Origin of the sequence: Marivirga sp., from assembly GCF_051117495.1 — a bacterium.
Lineage (GTDB): Bacteria > Bacteroidota > Bacteroidia > Cytophagales > Cyclobacteriaceae > Marivirga.
This window is the reverse complement of sequence record NZ_JBNPEF010000043.1, coordinates 1-26,427: the sequence shown is the minus strand read 5'-3', so window position 1 is coordinate 26,427 and position 26,427 is coordinate 1. Positions and strand designations below refer to the sequence as shown.

The window sequence follows — 26,427 nt, the reverse complement described above, 5'->3', positions numbered from 1 at the left end:
CTGAGCTATGTAGTATGGAAAAAAGATACGACTTTTGACGAGAATTACCAGTGGGCAGCATAGACACCGGGTAATGAAGAGACTAAGACCTTCTTTTGGTCTTTTGCGAAGCAAAAAATGCGGAGCCGTTAAGACCCCGCTCTAGATAGACTCCGGTGCAAAGAATCGACTGAAGCCTTCTTTTGGTCAGTTCAAAGTTAATAAATGGATTAAAAGTATAAAACTAATTAGGAATTTAACATAGTATCTTTTGTGGTAATGAAAAGTCATCCTTTCTAATTAACAGTTATACATTACTACCACGACCTGTCCCGCATTTATCGGGAAAAGAGACAATAGAACACAAAGAAAAATAACCAAGGTTATTTTTTTAGGTCTGTAGTGAAAGCTGAGAATTAAATGCTTAACTTAATAACATTTCCATTATTTAATAGTCAACCCCTCTAATTTAAACCTACATATTGAGCTATAAGACCTTATTACCCAATTTGCTTTCCAAAATTAAACGACATTTATGGAAAGACTAAAAGATAAAGTAGCAGTAATTACTGGTGGTGCCAATGGCATCGGAAAAGCTACTGCTCAAAAATTTATAACTGAAGGTGCTCAAGTTGCTATTTGGGACATTGTAAAAGAAAAAGGAGAAGAAACCGCCAAGGAGCTGGGCAATAACACCAAATTCTATCAGGTAGATACTACCTCCTTTGAACAAGTGGAAAAAGCCGCTCAGCAAACTCATCAAGATTTCGGAAAGATAGATATTTTGATCAATAATGCGGGCATCACACAGGATGCTACTTTATCCAAAATGAGCATCGAACAATGGCAAAGAGTATTGGATGTAAACCTTAACGGAGTTTTCTACTGCACAAAAGCCATCTCTCCTTTTATGGTGGAGCAAGCTTATGGACGTATTGTTAATGCTTCATCCGTTGTAGGGATTTATGGTAACTTTGGTCAAACCAACTATGTAGCCACCAAAGCCGGAGTAATCGGCATGACCAAAACTTGGGCAAAGGAATTGGGCAGAAAAGGCATCACCGTCAATGCAATAGCACCGGGCTTTATTGCCACCGAAATGGTCAAAAGCATACCGGAAAAAGTCATCAATATGTTAGAGGGAAAAACACCACTTGGCAGATTAGGGGAACCAGAAGAAATTGCCAGTGCCTATGCATTTTTAGCTTCTGATGAGGCATCTTTCATAAGTGGCGCTACACTCAGTGTTGATGGGGCGGTTACCATTTAAGATTGCATCTTTTCCAAAACTACTTAACTAGACATTAAAACTATGAGAAATGCAGTGATAAGCGGAACTGGATCTTATGTCCCGAAAAGATTATTGAAAAACGAATATTTCAATGAGCTATTGGGCGAAGATGTGGACACATGGCTCCGTGAAAATTTAACCATCAAACAAAGATATTGGTGCGATGAAGATGAATCTACCATTGACTTATGCGAGCAAGCCGCTCTAAAAGCATTAGAAAGTGCAGGAATTCCAGCAGATGAATTAGATCAAATCATTATTTCTACTGACACGCCAGAATATATTTCCCCTGCCACTGCCGCAGTCTTACAACATAGACTTGGGGCAACCGGAGCCGGAACTTTTGATTTGAATACAGCCTGTGCAGGATTTGTAAGTGCTCTAGATACTGCTTCAAAATATATTATCGCGGATAAGCAATACAAACACATCTTGGTAATAGGTGCCTATGCCATGAGTAAATATTTGAATAAAACAGACAAAAAAACCGTCACTCTTTTTGCGGATGGTGCTGGTGCGGTAATTTTAAGTGCAGAGGAAAATACTGAAAGTGGATTTTTAAATGCCCATCAATTTACGCAAGGACAATATCACGATTGGATGGGAATTTATGCTGGAGGAACTGGCTGTCCTGTTAATCATAAAGTGGTGGACAGCGGAAAACATCAACTACAGTTTGTGAAAAAATTCCCTAAAGAACTGAATCCAAGCATGTGGACAGAAATGAGCCAAAGAATGGCAAAAGAAGCTGGCATTGACGTAAAAGCAGTGACCAAATTTTTTATGACGCAAATAAATATTAACAGTATTTATGAAATGTTGGATAATTTAGGCTTGGAAAAAGACAAAGCTAAATACATTATGCATAAATATGGCTATACAGGTTCAGCCGCAATTCCTATGGCATTAGATGAATCTTTCCGAAATGGAGAAATTAAAAAAGGGGATGTCATTTTTATGATTGGTTCAGGCGGAGGGCTATCCTTTGCTGGTGCTGCATTCAGATTATAATTTTTAAACTTAAGTATGATATTCAATATAAACTTTTTAGTAGGAATGATTCCTGTAGCAACGGCAACAGTCATTTTGTTATCAGTCTATGCTATCGCAGTTATTTATTTGGTTTTTAAAGGCTTTAGGCAAACCCAAAACATGAGTGATTTTGCTGTAGGGAGCGTATCCTTTTCACCTGCTTTTGTGGGATTATCCTTAGCTGCCTCTATGACTAGTGCTGCTACTTTTATTATCAACCCGGGTTTGATAGGAACTTATGGTATAAGCGGATTTATCTCCTACGGGTTAGCCTTACCCATTACGGCTGTCTTTTCGCTTATTTTATTGACCAAAGGATTTCGGAAATTCGGTAGTAAAGTATCCGCCCTCACCATGGCACAATGGATGGGCAACAGGTATAACAGCAAAGGATTTTCCTTGTTTTTTGCATTCCTATCACTCCTACTGATCACCTTTATAGTGCTGATTTGTGTGGGCATTAGTCAGGTGCTATCCAAAGCTTTGGATGTGGATGCTGTATGGGTATTAACGGGTGTAGTGGTCTTTATTTTTGGTTACATGATGTTTGGCGGGGCCAATTCCATGGTATATACAAATGCCATTCAAGCCATTTCCATGTTGATAGTAGCCATTGTTTTAATAGGCTCTGGATATGAATATTTGGAAGAAGGTATCAATGGTTTTATGGAAAAGCTGAATACTATTGATCCATTGCTGACCAAGCCACTCAATCCCGAAAGCCCCATTTTCAGAGATTATTTTGAAATTATTTTTTGCCAGATGGTAGTGGGTATTGCCATTGTTTGCCAGCCTCACATCCTGACTAAATCATTGCTTTTGAAAAAAGAAAGTGATGTAAACAGATATTTGATTGTAGGTTCAATCGTTCAATTTTTATTTTTCCTAGTAGTGATTGCAGGTTTTTACGCCAGAATAGAATTTCCAAACCTCATGGCTGATGGAAGCCCAATAGCGCCTGATGGACTCATTTCTACTTATGTAGTCAGTAAATTTCCAGTCTATATCAGTATTGTGATAATTTTCGGGTTGATTTCTGCCGGCATGTCCACTTTGGAAGGTTTAATCCAAAGTTTGAGCACCACCATCACTTCTGATATATTATTGAAAATAAGTCCGATAAGCATAAGGGAAAAACTAACTAGACCTAAAACCGGAATGTTGGTGAATAAATTAGTGATTATTCTATTGGCAGTGGTCTCTTTTATATTTTCTTATCAGCAATTGATTAATCCGAATATGAGCGTGGCTATATTTGCTCAAAATGGAGTTTATGCTTATTTCTCTTGTGCATTTATACCCGTTTTATTCGGAATGTTTTTACAAAGGACAAATCCAAAAGCAGTTTATTTGGCTGCTTTCACTGCCTTGATTGTGTATTTTAGCATATATTACGGAGGTTTAACCCCATATATGAAAGGCGAAGTAAAAAATCCGGCCATATCTTCTGCCATTGCCATTATCAGTTCTACAGCTATCGGATTAATTTTTTATTTTGTATTACCAAAACAAGGAAAAGATGAAATGTGATTGGTTTGAAAAATGGAGTACTTATAGCCCCAATAAACTAGCGGTTAAAAATATTGAGAGTGGACTGGGGTATGATTATAAATCCCTCAATCATGGGGCCAATGCACTAGCAAATATATTTGAAAAAGAATATAATTTAACCAAAGGCGACCGATTATTGGTTCTTGCCGATTTCGATGCTGAATATGTGGCCTTGCTGGGTGTAGCCCAAAAAATGGGGGTTATTTTAGTTCCGATTAATTATAGATTAAGTGTAAGTGAAATAGCTTTTTTGGTTCAAAATTCAGACCCAAGCCTCATTATTGTAGCCGAAGAATACAGAAGTTTATTAAATGAGGTTCCAAAATTATTGCAAGAAAAAGTAATTGCCTTTTCTCAATATGAAAACTGGCTAACTTCTGCATCAAAAGAGCAAACGGCTGAATATACTTCAAAACCTTTGGAGGAAACACATCCTGCATTTATTCTATATACTTTCGGCACAACTGGGCAACCAAAAGGTGCCATTTATACGCATGGTATGATGTTGTGGAACAGTATCAATACGGCTATCAGGTTAAAAATCACTTCGGATGATATTTATCTAAATGTCATGCCTCCATTTCACACTGGTGGATGGAATGTGCTCACTGCCCCGATTTTACATTTTGGAGGTACACTGATTATGATGCCAAAATTTGATTCTGAAAAAGTATTAGAGGCATTAGAACAAGAGAAAATTAGCATCAGTATGCTAGTTCCCACTATGGTGAGAATGTTAAGTGAAAGCGAAAATTTTAAACAGACTGACTTTAGCCAGTTGTGCTATATGATAGTGGGCGGTGAAGCTTTGCCTATTCCATTAATCGAACAGTGGAATAAACAAGGCGTGCCCATTAGGCAAGGATATGGATTAACAGAATGTGGTCCCAACATCACCTCTCTGGAAGCAGAAGATGCCATCAGAAAAAGAGGATCTATTGGTTTCCCTAACTTTTATGTGGACACAAAACTAATGGATGAAAACGGAGTGGAAGCAGGGCCGACTGAAAAAGGTGAACTTTGGATAAAAGGCCCGATTGTTACGCCAGGCTATTGGAAAAACCCTAAAGAAACGGAAAAAGCAATAGTGGATGGCTGGTTTAAAACAGGCGACATCTTAAAAAAAGATGAGGATGGCTATTTGTATGTGGTAGATAGAATTAAAAACATGTTCATTTCGGGTGGAGAGAATGTTTATCCTGCTGAAGTGGAAAAATGCATCTTAAAACATCCTGAAATTAAGGAAGTCTGCGTAATTGGAGTGCCACATGAAAAATGGGGTGAAGTAGGGAAAGCTTTTGTGGTCTTTAAGAATGGAAGAAAAGAAGTATCCGATATTACCGCCTATTGTATAAAGCATTTAGCAAAATACAAAGTACCGAAGCATTTCGAGGTGATGGAGGAGTTGCCTAAAAACGATACGGGAAAGATTAATCGGAAATTGTTAAGTTAGCCCCTCCCAGTTTAGGTGTTCTCAGGTAAACAAACGCCCCCCTTTCCCATGTTAAGGTGTTTTCACCTTAACAACTGCATAATTGGCTAGGAGTATCTCACAGAAGCTTTCAGGTGAAAACACCTGAAAGGGGGTGTAGGTTTGAAGCAAATTATATTGATTGAACTCCTTCTTCGTTTTAACAAATTGCCCACTTTTAACTATTCTCATTTAAACTAGCTGCTAAAAAAACTAACCCCAGCCCCATGTTTAGGTGTTTTCACCTAAACAACTGCTTCAATGGCTATTTGTGTCGTGCTGAAGCTTTCAGGTGAAAACACCTGAAAGGGGGAGACAAATGAATTGAAGTTTTTCCGGCTAACCTTAAACCAAGAAGAACTGCTAAGAATCATTCAAAACAACTCATATAATGCTCTAAGAAAGGAAAGCTCAATTTATCTTCAAATTCATAATACCTGTATGAAGAATAGAAATATTCCTCTGGGCTATCTGCCAACATCCACCTTCCTTTTAATGGGTTATTATGTATGTAATCAAGTTTTTGCTCAACAATTTTTCTACTATCCAATAATTTATTTAAAGGCTTATTTTGCCAAAATTGATATTCTCTATCTCGCAAATTCACCCAAAAATGCTTTAATACTTCAGGATGATTTTCCTTTAAATCGAACTTAATCATTTGACTTGTATATTTAAAAAAGTCTCTTTGAACTTGATCTAGTGTGAATGGAGAAATTATCTTCCAAAGAAAATGAATATGATTTGGCATAATTACAAATCCATAAATTTTTGCTCTGTTTTTACGAACTAAAAAATCAAAACTATTTGTAATTATATTTTTATACTTAGCTGGTTTTAACAGTGATTTCCAATGAAGAATAGAGGCAGTGAAAAAACCAATTTTTAAATGTTCATCTCTTATTTCTTCCATCAATAATACGTTGAAAAAAATTGAATTGAATTTCTACAAAACTTTAAATCTAAATAATCCGCTACAGCACTACAAAATTTTATCACGGAAACTTTCAGGAGAAGACATGAAACCCTATGCCAAGTTTAGGTGTTTGTTTTCACCTAAACAACTGCTTAATAGTCTTTGTATTTCTCACAGAGGCTTGCAGGTGAAAACACCTGCAAGGGGGGGGGAGTAGGTTAGGTTAAGCTAGGTTTTAATTTGACGTCATCCCATTTTCTTAGAACTAAAATAGGTATATTATTCCCATCAAACCAACAGTGAAAAACTGAAGTAATACTCGCCCTTTTGCCATGAATAGGCGTTTCCACATAAACAAATGCTTCTCCCCTTCCCATGTTTAGGTGTTTTCACCTAAACAACTACATGAGTGGCTTTCTTTATCTCACCAATCCTTTCAGGTGAAAACACCTGCAAGGGGGAGTGGGGCTAAATAAAAAGACACTTCAAAAGTGAGCAAGAAGTTAATCAAATCAAGGATTTGATTTAACCCATAAAATAACTTAATTTTCATGGCTGTAGTATTTAGGTTTAACAATAGTCCACTACCCTTTTGAAAAAACAAAAACTAAAAAAATTTAATGAATTCATTCAGGGACTCTTACCCCATGAAACCACTTATTTATTGAATAAACAGCAATTTGCTGACCCTGAAAATCTCATTATTCTAAGGCAAACCCATGAAAAGGTAGCGGGCGTAACTCCACAACCAGATTTTTCAACTCATATCGACAAAAGGAAATATTCCCGCATGATTCAATGGATAAGTGATAATTTGAATAATGCGGATGTAGATAAAGAATTTGACCAGCTGATTGAATTGGAAAAAAAATTAATGAATGATGCCATCAACACCGAAGATGAGCAGATTCTTCTGACCATTATTAAAAATACTGATACTTCCCATTATTATTTCATGAAGCGCTTCGAATTAGCCATGCATTTATTGAACTACTTATTGGTAAGGATGCGCCATAAAGAATATAATGAAGCCGTTAATTTTGTCAATCGGTATAAAAACAATTATGACCAATGCCGACTGGTTTATGGAAGGATTCAGGAAGCCACTTTTGATATTACTAATCAATATACCTTTAACGATAAGGATTCAAAGCAGTGGGAAAGTTGGCTATTGACCATCTTCCGAGATCCCATGATGGATGGAATGAACCGCTATTACGCTTTAGTACGACTTATATTTCTCTATTACAACTACAACCAACAGGAGAAAATGGAAAACCTCTTTGAGGAAGTAGAGCCGCTTTTAGAATCAGGGAATTTCTATAGTAAAAGGATCTTAATTAACTATTACGGCAATCGTTTACTCTTCCATAGTAAAGCCAATCAATTGGATTTAGCAGAAAAATATGGCTATTTATCCATCAGGGTTGAAAACAGTGATTTTTTGCACTATGTGAATAATCTCAATACCGTTTTATTAAAAAAGGGGAAAACTCACGAAGCTTTAAGCTTAATGAAAACGGCATTTCCACAAGCTAAGAAAAGCGCCAATTTCCACCACCGAGTAAGCTTTGTAGCATCTTACGTACGTTGCCTTACAGATTCTGCAGAATTAAATAAGGCTATCACACATGCTGAAATTTTTCTTTCTGCTTACAAAAAGGAATTACTGGAGCATAGATGGCATTTTTTCTTTACTGTGTATTTCAGAGCTCTATTTCTAAAAGGCCACTACCGAAAAATCTTGCAATACATCAACAAATTCAAATTATTAGAAAGAGAAGCTAAATATTTACAAAAAATAAGTTCGGTTGCCACTTTGGAATGGTATCAGAATGCAGCATCTTATAAAAGTGAAAAAATAGAGTTAAATGCGCTCAAGGAATTCTCAAAAAACTTCCTAAAGACTTACGATAAAATCAGTAACCGTAGCAAAGCAGTAAATGAATTATTAAAAGATACCCAAAAAGTAATTCCTGAACTGTTCTAAAATATAAAAGTCGCACCCTTTATAAAATAAAAAATAAAGCCTATCTATTTTCAATTAGTATTTAATACCATTTCTCACTTCAATAGTCAACCCTCATTTAATATTATTCTTCATTTGGTTTGAATTAAGCTTTCATAGATTAGCAAAAGCGATTTAGAGCAAAGTTAATTTTATTTAAATGGAAAATGAAAGTACATTATTCTTACAACAAAAAGAATCTCACACTAAGTGTTATTCTTCTAATAATCATAATCATGGGCTTAATCTCTAGTAATGCTTATAGTCAAGCCCAGTTTGACGCCTTGGACTATCCTTTTGAAATGAAGGAAGCAAAGTTGTCAGGGAACAAGACCATGGCTTATGCGGATTTAGGTGATGGTGAGCCCATTTTATTCATTCATGGATTAGCGAGCTATGCACCAGCTTGGAAATATAATATCAATGAGCTGTCCAAATCCTACAGATGTATTGCTGTTGATTTAATGGGCTATGGAAAATCCTCTAAGGGAAAATATAATGCAGACATGAGTTTTCATGCCCAATTTCTATTTGAGCTGATGGATCAATTAGACATTGCTTCTTTCCATTTAGCAGGGCATTCAATGGGCGGACAAATCGCATTGAAAATGGCTATTAAACATCCTGAAAAGGTAAGGTCATTAATGCTAATGGCACCAGCTGGAATTGAAACTTTCAGTGAACAGGAAAAAGAAATCTTTAAAAATTCCACTACAGCCGAAAGCATTGCTCAGGTTTCCGATGAGCAATACCGCATCAATCTTTCATTGAATTTTTATAAAATGGATGAAAGGGCTGAATTTATGTATTCAGACAGGATGAAAATCAAATCTGATGCACAATTCATGGATTATTGCCATGTAGTAGCAGCTGGAGTGATGGGCATGTTGAATGAACCCGTATTTGAGCAATTGGGAGAAATCAAACAGCCTACTTTGATCTGCTACGGCAAAGATGACCGATTAATACCGAACACCTATTTACATAAAAATTCAAATACCGAATTAATTGGGAAAACAGCAGAAGAAGAAATTCCTAACAGCCAACTGGAAATGATACCTCAAGCTGGTCATTTTGTACATTTTGACCAACCCAATAAAGTAAATGAAATCATGAAAAACTTTTTAGAAAACAATTAAACCACTAAATATACGACTACTATGAAAACGATAATTACAATTTGCATGAGCATTTGTCTTTTATGGGCAAATTCTTTATTCGCACAACAGACCATTACTGGAAAAGTATTGGACGGAGACACGAATGACCCATTACCGGGTGTAAACGTGATGATAGAAGGCACTCAGGAAGGTGTTTCAACTAAAACGGATGGTACTTTTGAATTAAAAACCTCTAGAACTGATATCACATTAGTATTCAGCTTTATAGGCTTCGAAACGCTTAAAAAATCAGTTAGTGGATCATCGGATATAGGGACTATTACCTTGACCCCATCCTTGGTTTATTTATCGGATCAGGTAGTGGTTTCCGGTACCAGAAAAGCGGAAAAAATCACAGAAACTCCTGCAACCATTCAGGTGATCGATTCAAGACAAATTAATGAATTGCCTTCTTTTAATGCAGGAGAACTTTTATCAAGGGTAAAAGGAGTTGAATTTGTCCGTTCGGGAGTAATTGGAACCGGAGTTAATATTAGAGGATTTAACAGTAACTTCAATGCTAAAAACCTTCAAGTAAATGATGGTAGATTTGCCACACTGGTTGCCACTGGATTGCCATTTGGCCCACTTTCTACCAATATTAAAGAAGATATCGACAGAGTGGAAGTTATTTTAGGCCCAAATGCGGCACTTTATGGCCCGAATGCACACAATGGCTTAGTAAATACCATCATGAAGGACCCAAGAACTTCTGAAGGTACAACAGTTGCTTTGGGAGCCGGAAATCAAAACATGTTTACCGGAAGATTGAGACATGCTCAAAAAATCAATGATAAATTAGCTTTCAGAGTATCAGGCGAATATACACGAGGAACAGAATTTGAATTTGCCGATTCAGTTTATATCACCAGGATTGATAATGAAGGTAACCCTTACAGAAGAGGATATGAAGAATTGGAGTTAGATAACGACTTTGAATTTTTACGAGGTAATGCCTCCATGGTTTATGAAGTAGCTGATAATGCAGAATTGGTAGCAACTTGGGGAGGAAGCAGCAGTACTTACTTAGCGCCTACCAACGTAGGAAGAAATCAAATCAAAGATTGGAGAATTAACCATTATACGTTAAAATTCATTTCTGATAAGTGGTTTGCCCAGGCCTATTTAACTACCAGTAAAACTGATTCTACACATTCGTTAGATGATAGAACCAAAGCTTATTATGCGGCTATAGATGCCGGAGTGTCGGATGCTGAGGCGAGGAGATTATCTTACCAAAGTGGGGCTTTATTCATTGATGATTCAAGAAGATTTAACGCAGAAATACAACATAACAACAGTATTGGAGATTTAGATATAGTAATTGGCTCCCAATTTCAAAGAGATATGGCCAATAGCCATGGAACCTATTTATTGGATGAAGATGAAAATGACTATATCACAATCAATCAAATAGGGTTTTATACTCAGTTGGATTACAAACTAGGTAATGGATTTAAATTAACTGGGGCAGCCAGAGGTGATTATCATCAGGTTTATGAATTTAATTTTGTCCCAAAAGGCGGTATCGTGAAATCATTTGATAATGGGGCGGTAAGATTGACCTATAGTAAAGGAATCGCAGCTCCAACCATCCTTAATATGTATGGAGATTTATTCAGCGGTTTAATTTTAGGAAATGCAGAAGGATTTACATTAGCGGATGGAAGCATGGTGGAACCTCAAAGAGTGGAACAAATCCAAACCATTGAGTTAGGATACAAAGGAAAACCTGCCAATAAATTATTTGTAGATGCGAATGCTTACTATAATATGTCCAAAGATTTCTTGAGTCCAGTGACAGTTGTAGGAGTAACCACTCAAAGAGGTGATACGCCTATAGAGGAAGTACAATCAGGTTATGGCGCTTATGGCGGATTGGTTGCTACCTATATCAATTTCGGTGAGGTAGATACCTACGGCTTTGACTTAGGAATAAATTATGCTTTATCAAATAGTTTAAGTCTGAATTTCAACTACTCTTTCTTCGACTATTATGTTGATGAAAACAATATGGAAAATGATTTCAATAATGACGGTGTAGTTAACAAACTTGATGTATTGGTCAACTCTCCAAATAATAGAGCAGGTTTTGGTCTTAACTATTCTGGAAGTAAATTCTTCGGGACCGTTTTCACAAGATGGGTACAAGAGTTTGATTATTTCTCAAGTTTCCAGATTGCGGCTAAAACCCAGGATTTGACTTATAGAGGTACGCCAATAGTGGAGGATGCCAGAAGTACGGATACATGGAATTATGGGCCATTGGGAGGATTTGTGAACGTTGATGTGAGTTTAGGTTATAGAATAAATGAGAAATTCACTGTATCAGGTCAAGTGACGAATGTATTTGATTCAGAAATCAGAGAATTCACTGCCTCCCCTTTTATCGGAAGACTATTCAATTTTGAATTTAAAATGAACTTGCCTCCAATAGGAAGCAAAAAGTAATATTCAAAATTATTACAACCAACCTTCACTAAAAGACTGTTAGCAATAGCAGTCTTTTTTTTATGCAAAAAAGCCCCTGTATCACTACAGAGGCTTCAATCTTATTGGGTATATCAATTTAATTAATTCAGCTCCCCTCTCAACTCATAAGCCTTTCGCATTTTATTGACCATAGCAGTACTTTCCTCAAAATATAAAGATTGTTGACCATCGCTCATGGCTTTTTCAGGGTCGGGATGCAATTCATAGATTACCCCATCTGCCCCAGCCATTATCCCTGCTAAAGCTATTGGTTCTACATATTTTCTGATTCCAATCCCGTGAGAAGGATCCACCACAACCGGTAAATGAGACCGATCTTTTAGTACCGGTATCGCATTGATATCCAATGTATTACGGGTCATATTTTCAAAAGTACGAATTCCTCTCTCACATAATATCAAATCTTCATTACCACCACTGAAAACATATTCTGCTGAATAAAGTAATTCCTCTATCGTACCGCTCACTCCCCTTTTAATCATCACGGGCTTATCTACTTTACCTAATTCATCCAGCAAATTAAAGTTTTGTGTATTTCGAGCCCCTACCTGATAGATATCAATAAAATCATACATTTCTTCCACTTGTGATAATTGCATCACTTCGGTAATGATTTTGATGCCAGCGGCCTTGGCTTTGTCATGCCACATTTTCAAGCCTTCCATTCCCAAACCACGGAAAGAGTAAGGTGAGCTTCTTGGTTTATAAACTCCTCCACGCATGATTTTTACATCATTAGCAACCAAATGAGCAATAACAGCATCAACTTGTTCCTCATTTTCAATGCTACAAGGCCCAGCCATGATGTTGAAATGGTTTTGTGAGATGACATCTCCATCACGCAATTTGATTTCGGCCGGATTAACTTTCCATTTTTTGGAAACCAATTGATAATTATCCGAAACCACATGTACATCTTTCACACCTGACAGATGCCCGATCTCACGGATGTCTATATCTCCCTTTTCTAAAGCTACCAAGTAGAAGCCTTTTTGGGTTTGTACTTCACTCACTGATTTAGTGAATTTACCCAAAGAGGAGATTAAATCTTCCTTTTGAGTATTGTTTATGTCTTTTTCTAATTGTAATATCATATCATTAATATTATTTCAATGTTTAATTCTTTGATTCAGGAAACATATAAGCTCTATTTTATCTCTCCATTCTTTTTGCTACTATATAACAAGACTAAAAACCAGCTAAAGCTGGAAGTTTAACCACAAAAGTATCAAAAGAAAACAAAAGAACAGCCAAAGGCTGTTTAGCCCTCGCTCACATCCTTTAACAAAGCAGAATTTTGTTATCTTCATTGAAGTTCAGTTCAATACACTTCGAGGACTTGAACAAAAAGAATCAAAAATTCAAGAAAGTTTAATGTTTCAACCCTAATTGCCAACGCTGGCCCGCTAAACTTTCCTCCCTTCCGCTTTTCCGAGTTCCTCGGAAGTGGTCGAGTTAGTTAATAAATGGCTAATAACACTTTACCATTCACCTAAATCTTTAAATAAAAACTAAATCCTCAACCTTATTTCAATTTAAATCAATTTATCTCATTGCTATTTCCTGTCTGAACTTCGGTACTGACCTAAACATCCTACATTCATCACCAATCATCCTACTTCCTAACTTTAGATATAAACCTCTCAATACTACCCTCCAAATCCTCCTCATCCAAAGCTTTTATAAAAGCACTGCCAATAATTCCTCCATCTGCATATTGATTGACAATGCTCAAAGCTTCATGATCACTGATGCCGAATCCGACCATTCTTGGGGTTTTTAAATTCATTTTTTGAATGCGTTTTAAATAATCTAGCCGCTCCGGACTGTCTCCCCAACTACCTCCTGTTGTACTAGAACTACTCACCATGTAAATAAATCCACCTTCTTGAGCATCAACTTCTCGAATTCGTTCTTCGGACGTTTTAGGGGTAATCAGAAATACATTCTTCAAATTATACTTTTCAAAAATTGGCTTAAACTGCAGTTTAAATTCATGCATGGGCATGTCAGGCAATATCAATCCATCTACTCCCACCTCCGCACATCTCTGACAAAATTTTTCAGTCCCGTATTTCAATACATTGTTACAATAGCCCATAATAAAAACAGCTTTGTCCGTAATTTTCCTTAAATCGGCTAATTGATCAAAAAGCTTGTTCAAATTCATGCCATTTGCCAAAGCTTTCATGCTACTTTGTTGAATGGTCGGCCCATCGGCCAAAGGATCGGAATAAGGCATGCCTATTTCAATCACATCAACATCCGCTTTATCCAAAGATTTCAAAATGGTGTTGGTATCTTCCAAATTGGGATAGCCAGCCGTAAAATAAATAGTTAGCTTTTCTTTATCCTTTTGTTGGAATATATGTTCAATTCTGTTTTTCATGTTTAAAGAACCTAGAGTCTAGAACCAAGAATCAAGACTAAAAATCTTCGATCCTAAATTCATAATTAAAAAATCGTAATTCGTAATTAATCAGTAGTTTCCAAAGTTGATATAAGTTTGCAAATCTTTATCTCCCCTTCCGGAAAGGTTAATTATCACTATATCATCTTCTTTAAAATTAAACTGATCCAAGGCCGCTAAAGCATGAGCCGTTTCCACTGCAGGAATAATCCCTTCTAGCTTACTTAATTCCACTCCAGCATCCATGGCTTCCTTGTCGGTTACATATTTAAAGATACCTCTTTTACTGGCATATAAATGAGCATGCAATGGCCCAATTCCAGGGTAATCTAATCCAGCAGAAATAGAATACGGTTCTGTTACCTGCCCATCTTCCGATTGCATCAATAAGGTTTTAAAACCATGCAATACACCTGAACTTCCCCTAGCAGTTGTAGCTGCTGTTTCTCCGCTATCCAAACCATGTCCCGCTGCTTCTACTGCTACTAATTTTACCTTCTCATTATTCAAGTAATGATAAAATGCTCCGGCTGCATTACTTCCTCCTCCTACACAAGCTACTACATAATCAGGTGCATTGGTGCCTTCCTGCTCTTGCAATTGCGCCATCATTTCTTCACTGATCACCGACTGAAAACGGGTCACCATATCAGGAAATGGATGAGGTCCTACAACCGAGCCAATTATATAATGCGTATCATCGGGATTATTGATCCAGAATCGCATGGCTTCATTGGTAGCATCTTTTAAGGTTTTGCTTCCAGAATTAGCAGGAACTACTTTAGCTCCTAAAATACGCATACGCTCCACATTAGGCTTTTGGCGCTCCATATCTTTCACTCCCATAAACACGGTACAGGGCATATCCAATAAAGCACAAGCTGTGGCAGTGGCCACTCCATGCTGACCAGCACCGGTTTCTGCAATAATTTTCTTTTTACCTAATCGCTTAGCTAATAAAGCTTGACCTATGGCATTATTGATTTTATGCGCACCAGTATGGTTCAAATCTTCTCTTTTAAGATAGATTTTGGCTCCATGCTTTTTGGACAATTTTTTAGCTAAAAATAAAGGGGTAGGTCTTCCTACATAATCTTTGAGTAATGCTTTAAATTCTTCTTGAAACTCAGGTTCAGCTGAGATTTTAAGATAATTATTTTTAAGCTCCTCAATATTTGGATGCAAAAGCTCAGGAATATAAGCCCCGCCAAAATCCCCGTAATATCCGTTTTCATCTATTTTTATTTCCATAATTTTAGTATCTAGTATTTTGTATCAAGTATCTAGAATAACTCTATCTATCGCAACTTTTTTTATATCTACAATGTATGCCATCAACTCTGCCTTCCTATTCCCATCTTCTAACTTCCATCTTCTGACTTCTTCCACTACTACCATTTTGACCTGAGGTACTTCGTTAATTAGTTAGAAGTGGTAAATAGTTTCATCACCTTTTCCACATCCTTCAACCCTGGTTCTATTTCTAATCTACTGTTAAAATCTAGGGCTACTAAATTTGGAAATGAATCCGAATCAATGGATTGAACATCTTCTACATCCAAACCACCACTGAGGAAATAAGGTTTTTGAATCGATAGCCTTTGTAAGATCGACCAATCAAATTTTTGACCATTTCCTCCTCTGTATAACCCCTTAGTATCAAAAAGAAAATAATCTGCCATTTCATAATCGGTTAAAATGCTTTCATCAAAATCATCCCCAACAGAAAAAACTTTTATGACCGTTAAACCTTCCGCCTGCAGGGCTTTCACCTCATCAGGACTCTCATCTCCATGTAATTGAACATGGGTAAAATAGCCTTTATTAGCTTTTTCGAGAATATTATTAACCTCTTCATTAACAAAAACACCAACTGCTAGCGTATCCCCAAAGCCTAATTTCATCAGCTCATCCATTTGAACATCTGAAACAAAACGCTTTGATTTATCATAGAATATAAAGCCTAAAAAATCAGGCTGTAAAGCCAGAATATGCTTCACATTTTCTACCTCTCGCATCCCGCAAATTTTGATTTTTGGTGTATTCATCATCTATTAACTTTTAACAGTTTTTAATTGCTGAGAAAATCGTTGACAAGCTTTGGATGGCTGGCTACTTTTCATAAATGTGGTACCGATCAAAAAGCCTTGAAACCCTATTTCCTTCATTTTAATTACATCTTCTGGGGTTTTCAACCCACTTTCTGCAATTTTCACTGTTCCTTCGGGAATTTGATTTACCAAAGAAGCCATAACATCTAAATTTGTTTCGAAGCTTTTTAAATCACGGCTATTAATCCCTACCAAATCAGCATAATTTCCAAAATGGCTATCTAATTCCTCTTGATTATGCACTTCCAATAAAACTTCCATTCCCAACTCATGCGCTAATGATGCCAAATCCTGACATAATGATTTATCAATCATGGCTGCTATCAATAATATAGCGTCTGCTCCATGTGCCTTGGCTTCATAAACCTGATAAGGATCCAGCATAAAATCTTTCCGGAGAATTGGGCAATAGTTGAATTTACGTGCGATTTCTAAATCTTTCAAACTTCCACCAAAGGAAGGTTCATCTGTTAAAACCGACAAAGCACTAGCTCCACTCTGCATATAACCAATAGAAACTTCCTCCACTGAAATATGCGGATTGATCAATCCTTCAGATGGCGATTTCCTCTTTATTTCGGCTATTATTCCCGTCTTATTTTCATCCAAAACATAGGATTTCAAACTAACTGGTTTTGATTTAAAATACAGTTTCTGCTTCAAAAATTCCACTGGGAAAAGTTTTTGACGCTCCGCTACTTCTGCTTTTTTATATTCTGCTATTTCTTGTAAAATATTCATTTCTTTAGATTTATAGATTCTAGATATAAGACTCTAGACCCTCTCTTATTTCAACATTATTTCTATCTTATTTCCATTTATTTCAATGTAACTCTGTTTCCGGTCTGACCTTCGGTACTGACCTAAACAATTCCCTCCTCTTCCATTGTCAATTTTCCAATTTCAAGCCTTTTTTAACAGTCTTTTAAATACCTCATAAGCCTTTCCGGACTCAATTGCTTCTCTGGCAGCTTCCGTAGCATCTCTCAAATCATCATATTTCCCTGCCGCTTGAAGCGCAAGTGCACTATTGGCAAAAACTACTGAATTTTGTGCTTTTGTTCCTTCACCATTTAAAATTCTAGTAAAAATTTTAGCCGCCTCTTCAATGGTTTCACCCCCGTGTATTTCTTCCGCCTTTATTTTTTCTAATCCAAAATCGGAAGGCTTTAAAAACTGCTCCCCTTTAGAAGAAAAAACTTTGGTTTCTCCGGTTAGCGAACATTCATCATAACCTTCTAAATCATAAACCACACTATATTGAGTATCAGTTTCCTGAAATAAATATGAATAAATACGAGCTAATTCATGACTAAAAACCCCTGCCAATTGTTTTTTAGGTAAAGCTGGATTGACTAAAGGCCCTAACATATTAAAAAAAGTTTTCACCCCTAATTCCTTCCTTATTGGCCCCACAAACCGCATAGCTGGGTGAAATTTTGGTGCATGTAAAAAACATATTCCACTTTCCTCTAATTGTCTTTCCAGCTCTGATTGTTCATTGGTGAATTCATAACCAAAATGCTCCAGTAAATTGGAACTACCACATTTGGAAGATACCCCATAATTGCCGTGTTTGACCACATTTTGACCACATGCCGCCACCACAAATGCTGACATGGTGCTGATATTAAAGGTGTTTTTACCATCTCCACCTGTTCCACATAAATCCATGCCATCATAGGCAGATAAATCAATGGGCACTCGCAATTCCATCAATCCGTCACGGAAGCCGCTTAATTCCTCTACCGTTACCGGGCGAATCATAAATAGCGTCATAAAAGCCGCCAATTCGGAATTATTAAACTCTCCTTGTCCGATCCGCAAAAAGATAGCCTTAGCCTCCTCTTTGCTCAGGGTATTGTATTGTGATAATCTATTAAGTAATTCTTTCATTAATTTAGATTTTTAGATTCTAGAATCTAGATTCAAGACTATTCTATTGTCTCAGATATCCCTATTCTATTTCCATTTATTTCAACCTTATTTCTATTTATTTCATTTTAACGCTCCACTTCCGGTCTGACCTGCGGTACTGACCTAATCACCCTACACCCAACTTCCATCTTCCCACTTCTAACTTTCAACTCCCTCAATCCAATTCCTCAGTATCCTACTTCCTTCCGGGGTCATTACCGACTCAGGATGAAATTGTAATCCACATACATCATATTTCTTATGTTGGACCGCCATAATTTGACCGTCCTCAGAACGGGCTAATATTTCCAAATCATCAGGAAAACCCACTTCGTCAATTACCCAAGAATGATATCTTCCAATGCTAATTTCATTATTTACTCCTTCAAAAAGATCATGATTATCCAGTATTGCCTTACTTTGAATTCCATGCATAACAGGCTGAATGTTTAATAGTTTTCCGCCAAAAGCCTGACCTATTGCTTGATGTCCAAGGCATATTCCTAAAATCGGTTTTTCAGAAGCATATCTTTTAATTAAATCCAACATAATACCTGCATTTTCAGGAACACTCGGCCCAGGTGAAAGTAAAATCTTATCATATTGCGCAACTTCTTCCACCGTTATTTTATCATTTCTGATTACATCTATTTCAACTCCCAAATTTTGTTGTCTGATAACCTCCACCAAATTGTAAGTGAAGGAGTCGTAATTATCCAATAATAATATCTTCATTTCCTTCACTTATTTTTGATGTTGGTCGAATAAATTTTCTGCTTTTTCCATCGCTTTTCTCAAAGCAAAGAGCTTATTATGCACTTCTTGCAATTCACTTTGCGGATTTGATAAGGCCACTATACCTGCCCCAGCTCTATAATTCAATTTATTGTCTTTGCTGACAAAAGAGCGGATTACTATGGCGTGGTTAAGATTTCCGTTCAACCCAATCAATCCGACTGCTCCACCATATAAACCTCTACCTGTAGGTTCGTATTTATTGATCAACTCTAAAGCTTTATATTTCGGAGCACCACTTAATGTTCCTGCAGGAAATGTATCCGCCAATAATTTCACAGCAGATTTTTCAGGAACATCGGCCGTTACTTTACTAACCAAATGAATCACATGAGAATAAAATTGGATTTCTTTATAAACATCCACTTTTACATTATTACCGTGTTTTGATAAATCATTCCTGCCTAAATCCACCAACATGGTATGTTCAGCATTTTCTTTTTCGTCATTTAACAGTTCCTCGGCCAGTTTGGCATCTGCTTGGTCATCTCCACTTCTGCGGTAAGTCCCTGCGATAGGATTTACGTAAGCTTTATTTCCCTTAACACCCACTTGCGCCTCAGGTGATGACCCAAATAATTTATAGTCTCCGTAATCGAAATAAAATAAATAAGGAGAAGGATTGAGAGAACGAAGTGCTCTATAAACTGTAAATTCATCCCCTTTAAATTCCTGGGAAAAAGCTCTTGAAAGCACCATTTGAAAAACATCACCTAATTGAGCGTGAGCAATGCCTTTATTGATAATTTCTAAAAATTCTTCATCATTCATATTGCTATTTTCCTCTCCTACTTTTTTGAATTGGAATTGCGGAACTGAACGATTTAGGATCACTTGCACCAAATCCTCCCTTGAGAAATCATACTTTTTATTGATTTGGTGTTCGAAAACATGCAATTCATCTTTGAAATGATCAAAAACCAATACAAACCGATAAAAGTGATAGCGAAGGAAAGGAATGTCCTCCTGTACCTTTTCAAAATTAATATCTTCGAAATATTGAACCCCATCAAATCCAGTTGCCCCGAAAAAACCACTTTCCTCAAATTCTTCCCCTTTCAAAATATCATCCGCTTCAAATTGATTAATAAAGTTTTGAAGTTTATCGGGAAGCATTAGTTTATCATTCAACTCCTCTGTTTTTTCCACTCCTTCAATTTCAGTATAGAATAAATTCTTATTGGCTTTAACTTCTGCGATTGACTGCACTCCAATGTAAGAGAAACTATTCCTTCTCGTATGATAATCAGAACTTTCCATCAAAAATGTATGCGGAAATTGATCCCGCAAGCGCAGGTAAAGTGCTACCGGAGTGAATGAATCTGCTGGAAGCGTAATGTGTGATTTCTTTATTTTCATTTATTTTTATTTTGGTTATTAAAACCTGTCAGGTTTCAATTAGTTTATTAGTAAAAATTTTCGATTGTTTACATAATTTATCGATCCAAACCTGACAGGTTTAGTCAGAAATTAGTAGATAAAAAAAGGCTTACCGGATGTCCGGTAAGCCTTTTCGTTTGCAATTAAGCATGGCATATCCCTTCATCCGGTTTCAGATGTTTCCTTGTGCCACCACCATGAGTTATTGAGTTTATTAATCATATTTATTAGTTTTTAGTCAAAAAAAAACCTCACTTGACAGCGAGGTTTTGAATATTGTATATACCAGTGCTGTCCTCTAAATATTAGAAGTCCACCACCAGTTGATATTTGAATTTATCTTTTGCATTGACACAAATGTAAACGCCAATTTTAAATTACCAAAGTTATTTTTCAGTTTTTTTCTTGGTAGTCGGTTTTTTGGCAGTAGTAGTCTTTTTAGTTGTACTAGCTTTTTTTGATGTTTCAACTTTTTTTTCTGCTTTTGGCTTGGAAGTAGCTGAAACTGCATTTTCAGATGAAGCATTTGGCCTTGGCCTTCTCACTCCAAAACTCCCTCTCCAAATTTTACCTTTTTTTGTTTTTTTATCTCCTTTTCCCATAGTTTTAAATTTATTTATTCAATTTTTACTGAATCCTAAAATTAGAATATTTACACTATTTTGACAATAATTTATAATTCTTGTTTCCCAATATAAATACTTGTGCTAACTTGGTGAGCAAACTCATAATATTACAATTTGGAATTATTACTGAATACGGCATTTATCGTTTTAGGATTTATACTATTGATTAAAGGGGCTGATTTTATGGTTACCGGTGCCTCCTCCTTCGCTAAAAAATTTAATGTTTCTGAAATAGCAATTGGTTTAACTATAGTGGCTATGGGTACTTCTGCCCCTGAACTTGTAGTCAATTTGGTCTCCGGTTCACAAGGTTTGGACGATGTGGTTTTCGGGAATTTAATAGGTAGTAATATTTTTAATCTTTTTTTTATTTTAGGTGTTGCAGGGGTCATAAGACCACTAGTGGTCAAATCTGAAACTGTCTGGAAAGAAATTCCATTTGGGATGGCATTGGTCATCATCTTGTTCATTTTAGTTAATGACGTGTTCTTTTTTGGGAGCGAGGAAAACAGTGCTGGTTTAGTTGATGGATTTATACTTTTACTTCTTTTTGTGGCTTTTATCTACTATGTCTTTTATAATGTAAAAAACAATGATGCTGTAATTGATGCAACCTCAAAAGAAACACCCATTTATAATCATTGGATTACCTTGTTGATGATTTTAGGCGGAATTACTGGCTTGGTGATAGGCGGAAAATTAGTAGTGGATAATGCAGTGGAAATAGCCAGAAGTTTTGAATTAAGTGAAAAATTAATTGGACTGACCATATTGGCCGCAGGTACATCATTGCCAGAGTTGGCTACTAGTGCGGTAGCCGCTTACCGAAACAGAGCAGATATTGCCATAGGAAATGTTATTGGTTCGAACATCTTCAATTTAACCTTTATTTTAGGTATTAACTCAGTGGTTACACCACTCAATTTTAATACTGAGATGAATTTTGACTTTTTTGTATTGATTGGAGGCTCAATTCTGCTTTTCATATTCATGTTTACTTTAAAAAGCAAAAAGCTTGATCGATGGGAAGCTATACTTTATTTGGTTACATTCATAGCTTATTTAAGCTATATTTTTATAAGAAAATAGTGGATATAAATATATGATAACCAATTATTTATAAATATTTAGAAAATATTTTCTATAAAAGAAACTAATCCCCAAATTAAGCGTTATCGGATTACTTTTTAATAGATAAATTGAAAAATAACATACTCCGACTGGACATTTCCAGACAACCCAATGACAGCACTTGTGGCCCAACCAGTTTACATGCTGTTTATAACTATTTTAATGAAGATTTAAGTCTAGAAGAAGTCATTCAATCCATAGAATATTTGGAAAGTGGTGGCACTTTAGCTGTAATGCTGGGGATTGACGCACTAAAAAGAGGATTTCAAGCAGAAATCATCACATTCAATTTAAAAATATTTGACCCTAGTTGGTTTCAAGATGATAATATTAACTTAGTTGAAAAGTTAAAAGACCAGCTAAAACATAAAAGGGCACCAAAATTCAAACAAGCATCTTTCGCGTATATCCAATTTTTGGAAAAAGGAGGAAAAATCACCTACAAAACTTTAAATAAGGACTTACTACAATCCTATTTAATTCAGGACATTCCGATTTTAACAGGACTGAGTGCCACTTATCTTTACAATGAAAAAAGAGAATACGGTGAAGAACCCGTACGCTATGATGACATTAAAGGACAGCCTTCCGGTCATTTTGTAGTGTTGAGCGGGATTAATTATGAAAACAGCAGTGTTCAAGTAGCTGACCCATTACATGGAAATCCGTTTGATTCACAATTATATTCAGTAAATATAGACCATTTAATTTGCGCTATACTTTTGGGAGTAATTACCTATGACGCCAATTTGTTAATTATTAATAAATGAAAATTATAATAACCGTCACAAACCTCAAAGATTGGGATTTTGACATCAAAGATATTGAAGTAGTTACGGGTAAACAATATTTAACCAATCCTGATTATTCGAAATTAAAAAATGCTAGGGTTTTTAATCTTTGTAGAGACTATAAATACCAAAACACAGGCTATTATGTATCCTTATTGGCCGCAGCTAGAAGGCATAAAGCCATTCCTAGTATTGAGACCATTCAAGAAATGAAATCAGCTTCTGTAGTGAAAATACTATCTACAGAATTGGATTCATTGATTCAAAAATCATTGAAGGAAATCAAATCAAGAAAATATACCTTAAGCATCTATTTTGGCAAAAACCTTTCGAAGAAATATGATGCATTGAGTATGCAATTATTCAACCTTTTTCAGTCACCATTTATCCGGGCTCATTTTTCATTCAATAACAACAAATGGTCGATTCAGAATATTTCCCCAATCGCATCTGGAGATATTCCAGAAGAGCATCATCCATTTGTAGAAGAAGCTGCCAAAAAATATTTTGAAGCCAAAAAATTCACTGTTCCAGAAAGAACCTCTTCGGCTTATTCCATGGCCATTTTGTGGGATCCATTGGAAGCAACAGCACCTAGTTCTGAAAAAACATTGCAGAAATTCATAAAGGCTTCAAATCAAAAAGGAATTCAGGCCAACTTAATTACAAAGGATGATTACAGCACGCTTTCATCTTATGATGCCCTATTTATAAGAGAAACAACTGCCGTAAATCATCATACCTTTCGATTCGCACAACGAGCTAAGGCAGAAGGTCTGGTGGTTGTGGATGATCCTGAAAGCATTATCAAATGCAGTAATAAAGTTTATTTGGCCGAACTACTCAAAATGCACAATATTGAAGCCCCTGAGACTTTGATTATCCATAAAGAAAACATTAGCATAGCACCCGATATTTTAGGATTTCCTATTATTCTCAAGCAACCCGATAGTGCCTTCAGCCAAGGGGTAAGCAAAGCGGAGAACATGGAAGAATATAAAAAGAAAGTATCTGCGCTATTGGAAAAATCTGACTTGATTATTGGCCAACAATTTCTAAAAACGGATTTCGATTGGAGAGTAGGTGTATTCAATTGAGAAGCCATTTATGCTTGTAAATATTATATGAGCAAAGAACATTGGCAAATAGTCAATTGGAACAAAAATGGACAATACGGAAAAGTAGAAACCTTGCCGGTAGAATTGGCACCCCCGGCATTAATTAAGACTGCAGAAAAATTATCAAGACTTATCGGAAATAGTCTTTATGGTGTGGATATTAAACAGAAAGGCAATAAATTTTTTGTGATTGAGATTAATGATAATCCAAATATAGATACTGGTGTGGAAGATGCCGTCTTAAAAGATAAGCTTTACAGCAAAATGATGGATATCTTTTTGGAACGCATTCAAAAATCTAAGCAAATAGCCTAGAAAGTCATATTCATCAGAGTGTCATGTAGAAAATTTTCTTTTCCCAATATTCTTAAAAAGAAAATTAGCCGTGATCTCAGGTTAGCATTAACTGAAAAAACTGAATTAATAAAATGGAAACAAAAGAAACAACCAAAACCTACTCCCTATTTGAATGTATAGGCATAGAGCTGGAATACATGATCATAAACCGTAAAACCCTTATGCCAGCACCTATTTCCGATCAATTAATCATAAAGAAAATCGGTCAAGTCACGGATGAATTGGAAAATGGCAACATCAGTTGGTCTAACGAATTGGTATTGCATGTGCTTGAACTAAAAACCAGCAATCCAATGGCTGGTACAGCAAGACTATCTGAAGATTTTCATGATAACATTAAAGAAATCAATGATATTTTAGTGGAAATGGATTGTCAGTTGATGCCGACAGCTATGCATCCTTTAATGAATCCATTGACTGATGTGAAATTATGGCCACATGAGCGAAACGAGATCTATAGCCGTTATAATCAAATTTTTGACTGTAAAGGGCATGGATGGGGCAACTTGCAAAGTATGCATATAAACTTTCCATTTGCCAATGATGAAGAATTTTATCTTTTGCATGAGGCCATAAGGCATATTATGCCACTTATCCCAGCCTTATCAGCCTCCTCTCCTATTTTTGAAGGCCATCATTCAGAGATATTGGATAATAGATTGAACTTCTATGAACAGAATCAAAAAAGAATTCCCTCCATAACAGGAAAGGTAATTCCCGAATCTGTATCAAATAAAGCAGAATATGAAGAGAAAATCCTGAATAAGATTTATCGTGATATTGCTCCTTTCGATAAGGATGGAAGCCTTCAGGAAGAATGGTTGAATTCAAGAGGTGCTATTGCCCGATTTGACAGAAATGCTATTGAAATCCGAATTATTGACCTGCAGGAGTGCCCTGCTGCGGATATTGCTATAGCTGAATTTGTGAAGCAAGCTTTGAAATTTATCATTCCCAATATGAAAAATAACAATCCGGTTGATGAACATGAGCTTTATGATATTTATAGATTGGCCTTAGAAAAAGGAAGAAAAAGCATTTTATCCAATGAAGAATACCTTATGTATTTTGATTTGGAAAAAAAGAAAAATGTGACCATTCAAGATATTTGGAGACAAATCCTCAGTCAAGTTTATCTATCAGAGGATAAAAAAGTCATCATTGAATACATATTGGAAAATGGCAACTTATCTCAGCGTATTTTGGCTAACCTAAAAGACAAAAGCTGGTCTGATGAAAATATTAAAAAAGAATATCAGCTTTTGATGGACTGCCTTTCAGATAATAAACTTTATGAGCTAAGATAATGATAGCGTTCCCTAAAATGAGAAGGGCTATACTTGAAATTAATATAAATTTTTCTGGTATAGCTATCAGAAGATCACGGATAATTTTCTTTTTTTTAAAAAATTGAAAAAGAAAATTTCCGAGATAACGCTCTGATGTTAATTAATGCAATATTTTAATTAAAATAAAATCATGACAAAGTTTATATTTTCTTGTGAGCACGGGGGTTATGAAATCCCTGAGCTTTATCAATCATATTTTAAAGGACAGGAGGAAATCTTAACGAGCCATAGGGGCTGGGACAGAGGTGCATTGGAGATTGCCCAATACATCAGCCGAAGGGCAGATAGTAAACTCATATCCAATTCAATAAGCCGATTATTAATAGAATTCAATAGAACTTTAGGGCACAAAGAATTATTTTCCGAATTTTCACAAAAAGTATCTGAAAACATTCAAAAAAAATTAATTGAAGACAATACCGTCCTAAATAAAGAGAGGGGTTTAAGTTTTATCCCAAAATATTAATTTTGGGTTGACACAAAAACCAAAAAACCCCTCATGAGCAATATTACACTTTTTGCACAGATAATTAAAAAAATT

General features: G+C 36.0%; 24 protein-coding genes. 13 read left to right on the top strand and 11 right to left on the bottom strand.

Going from position 1 to position 26,427, the window contains the following annotated elements; all coding sequences use genetic code 11:
• The first annotated feature begins 514 nt into the window (after positions 1-514).
• Genes fabG through ACFE0M_RS18700 form a run of 4 tightly spaced genes read left to right on the top strand, consistent with a single transcriptional unit; the run spans position 515 to position 5,306 of the window.
• Entirely contained in the window at positions 515-1,249 is a 735-nt protein-coding gene (gene fabG / locus ACFE0M_RS18715; RefSeq protein WP_434547323.1) for a 3-oxoacyl-ACP reductase FabG, read from the top strand.
• A 42-nt stretch (positions 1,250-1,291) separates the two neighbouring features.
• Positions 1,292-2,281 carry a 3-oxoacyl-ACP synthase III family protein gene (locus ACFE0M_RS18710; protein ID WP_434547322.1) on the top strand — a complete coding sequence of 330 codons (990 nt, stop codon included), beginning with the start codon at positions 1,292-1,294 and terminating at the stop codon, positions 2,279-2,281.
• A 15-nt stretch (positions 2,282-2,296) separates the two neighbouring features.
• Positions 2,297-3,832 carry a sodium/pantothenate symporter gene (locus ACFE0M_RS18705; RefSeq protein WP_434547321.1) on the top strand — a complete coding sequence of 512 codons (1,536 nt, stop codon included), beginning with the start codon at positions 2,297-2,299 and terminating at the stop codon, positions 3,830-3,832.
• Complete coding sequence (locus ACFE0M_RS18700) at positions 3,822-5,306, top strand: AMP-binding protein (protein WP_434547320.1); 1,485 nt, start codon at positions 3,822-3,824, stop codon at positions 5,304-5,306. The genes ACFE0M_RS18705 and ACFE0M_RS18700 overlap by 11 nt, the downstream gene beginning before the upstream one ends.
• Before the next feature lie 388 nt (positions 5,307-5,694).
• Here the strand turns inward: ACFE0M_RS18700 and ACFE0M_RS18695 are convergent, their stop codons facing one another.
• Both ACFE0M_RS18695 and ACFE0M_RS18690 read right to left on the bottom strand, forming a co-directional pair.
• Positions 5,695-6,237 carry a transposase gene (locus tag ACFE0M_RS18695; protein ID WP_434547318.1) on the bottom strand — a complete coding sequence of 181 codons (543 nt, stop codon included), beginning with the start codon at positions 6,235-6,237 and terminating at the stop codon, positions 5,695-5,697.
• A 221-nt stretch (positions 6,238-6,458) separates the two neighbouring features.
• Positions 6,459-6,617, bottom strand: a complete 159-nt coding sequence (locus ACFE0M_RS18690) for a hypothetical protein (protein WP_434547317.1) — start codon at positions 6,615-6,617, stop codon at positions 6,459-6,461.
• A 215-nt stretch (positions 6,618-6,832) separates the two neighbouring features.
• On the opposite strand from ACFE0M_RS18690, the gene ACFE0M_RS18685 reads away from it, so the two are divergent.
• From ACFE0M_RS18685 to ACFE0M_RS18675, 3 genes are all read left to right on the top strand, one after another.
• A complete protein-coding gene (locus ACFE0M_RS18685) occupies positions 6,833-8,230 on the top strand; it encodes a hypothetical protein (protein WP_434547316.1) in 1,398 nt (465 codons plus the stop codon).
• 254 nt (positions 8,231-8,484) lie between these two features.
• Positions 8,485-9,387 carry an alpha/beta fold hydrolase gene (locus ACFE0M_RS18680; protein ID WP_434547315.1) on the top strand — a complete coding sequence of 301 codons (903 nt, stop codon included), beginning with the start codon at positions 8,485-8,487 and terminating at the stop codon, positions 9,385-9,387.
• A gap of 21 nt (positions 9,388-9,408) precedes the next feature.
• On the top strand, positions 9,409-11,859 hold the full coding sequence (locus ACFE0M_RS18675; RefSeq protein WP_434547314.1) for a TonB-dependent receptor: 2,451 nt from the start codon (positions 9,409-9,411) through the stop codon (positions 11,857-11,859).
• 122 nt (positions 11,860-11,981) lie between these two features.
• Here ACFE0M_RS18675 and aroF read toward each other — a convergent pair whose 3' ends face one another.
• The 9 genes from aroF to ACFE0M_RS18630 all read right to left on the bottom strand — a co-directional run bounded on the left by aroF (position 11,982) and on the right by ACFE0M_RS18630 (position 21,116).
• Positions 11,982-12,995 (bottom strand): 3-deoxy-7-phosphoheptulonate synthase, encoded by a 1,014-nt coding sequence (gene aroF, locus ACFE0M_RS18670; RefSeq protein WP_434547313.1) that lies wholly within the window; start codon positions 12,993-12,995, stop codon positions 11,982-11,984.
• A gap of 521 nt (positions 12,996-13,516) precedes the next feature.
• Entirely contained in the window at positions 13,517-14,290 is a 774-nt protein-coding gene (trpA, locus tag ACFE0M_RS18665; protein WP_434547312.1) for a tryptophan synthase subunit alpha, read from the bottom strand.
• A gap of 90 nt (positions 14,291-14,380) precedes the next feature.
• Positions 14,381-15,562 (bottom strand): tryptophan synthase subunit beta, encoded by a 1,182-nt coding sequence (gene trpB, locus ACFE0M_RS18660; protein WP_434547311.1) that lies wholly within the window; start codon positions 15,560-15,562, stop codon positions 14,381-14,383.
• Positions 15,563-15,732: 170 nt separating this feature from the next.
• Entirely contained in the window at positions 15,733-16,362 is a 630-nt protein-coding gene (locus ACFE0M_RS18655) for a phosphoribosylanthranilate isomerase (protein WP_434547310.1), read from the bottom strand.
• Between the two features lie 3 nt (positions 16,363-16,365).
• Positions 16,366-17,163: an indole-3-glycerol phosphate synthase TrpC gene (trpC, locus tag ACFE0M_RS18650; RefSeq protein WP_434547309.1), complete on the bottom strand. Its 798-nt coding sequence runs from the start codon at positions 17,161-17,163 to the stop codon at positions 16,366-16,368.
• A gap of 162 nt (positions 17,164-17,325) precedes the next feature.
• On the bottom strand, positions 17,326-18,318 hold the full coding sequence (gene trpD, locus ACFE0M_RS18645; protein WP_434547308.1) for an anthranilate phosphoribosyltransferase: 993 nt from the start codon (positions 18,316-18,318) through the stop codon (positions 17,326-17,328).
• Positions 18,319-18,498: 180 nt separating this feature from the next.
• Entirely contained in the window at positions 18,499-19,074 is a 576-nt protein-coding gene (locus ACFE0M_RS18640; RefSeq protein ID WP_434547307.1) for an anthranilate synthase component II, read from the bottom strand.
• Positions 19,075-19,083: 9 nt separating this feature from the next.
• Positions 19,084-20,493, bottom strand: a complete 1,410-nt coding sequence (locus ACFE0M_RS18635; RefSeq protein WP_434547306.1) for an anthranilate synthase component I family protein — start codon at positions 20,491-20,493, stop codon at positions 19,084-19,086.
• A gap of 407 nt (positions 20,494-20,900) precedes the next feature.
• Complete coding sequence (locus ACFE0M_RS18630) at positions 20,901-21,116, bottom strand: 30S ribosomal protein THX (protein WP_434547305.1); 216 nt, start codon at positions 21,114-21,116, stop codon at positions 20,901-20,903.
• Positions 21,117-21,254: 138 nt separating this feature from the next.
• Between ACFE0M_RS18630 and ACFE0M_RS18625 the strand changes: the two genes are divergently transcribed.
• The 6 genes from ACFE0M_RS18625 (at position 21,255) to ACFE0M_RS18600 (ending at position 26,352) form a co-directional block, all read left to right on the top strand.
• Complete coding sequence (locus ACFE0M_RS18625; RefSeq protein WP_434547304.1) at positions 21,255-22,229, top strand: calcium/sodium antiporter; 975 nt, start codon at positions 21,255-21,257, stop codon at positions 22,227-22,229.
• A 110-nt stretch (positions 22,230-22,339) separates the two neighbouring features.
• Positions 22,340-23,041: a C39 family peptidase gene (locus ACFE0M_RS18620; RefSeq protein ID WP_434547303.1), complete on the top strand. Its 702-nt coding sequence runs from the start codon at positions 22,340-22,342 to the stop codon at positions 23,039-23,041.
• Positions 23,038-24,159, top strand: a complete 1,122-nt coding sequence (locus tag ACFE0M_RS18615; RefSeq protein ID WP_434547302.1) for a RimK family protein — start codon at positions 23,038-23,040, stop codon at positions 24,157-24,159. The genes ACFE0M_RS18620 and ACFE0M_RS18615 overlap by 4 nt, the downstream gene beginning before the upstream one ends.
• Before the next feature lie 27 nt (positions 24,160-24,186).
• On the top strand, positions 24,187-24,495 hold the full coding sequence (locus ACFE0M_RS18610) for a hypothetical protein (protein ID WP_434547301.1): 309 nt from the start codon (positions 24,187-24,189) through the stop codon (positions 24,493-24,495).
• Positions 24,496-24,608: 113 nt separating this feature from the next.
• The gene (locus ACFE0M_RS18605) at positions 24,609-25,844 is read left to right on the top strand and encodes a glutamate-cysteine ligase family protein (RefSeq protein ID WP_434547300.1); all 1,236 of its coding nucleotides are present in this window, start codon (positions 24,609-24,611) and stop codon (positions 25,842-25,844) included.
• Between the two features lie 172 nt (positions 25,845-26,016).
• On the top strand, positions 26,017-26,352 hold the full coding sequence (locus ACFE0M_RS18600) for an N-formylglutamate amidohydrolase (RefSeq protein WP_434547299.1): 336 nt from the start codon (positions 26,017-26,019) through the stop codon (positions 26,350-26,352).
• Positions 26,353-26,427: the final 75 nt, after the last annotated feature.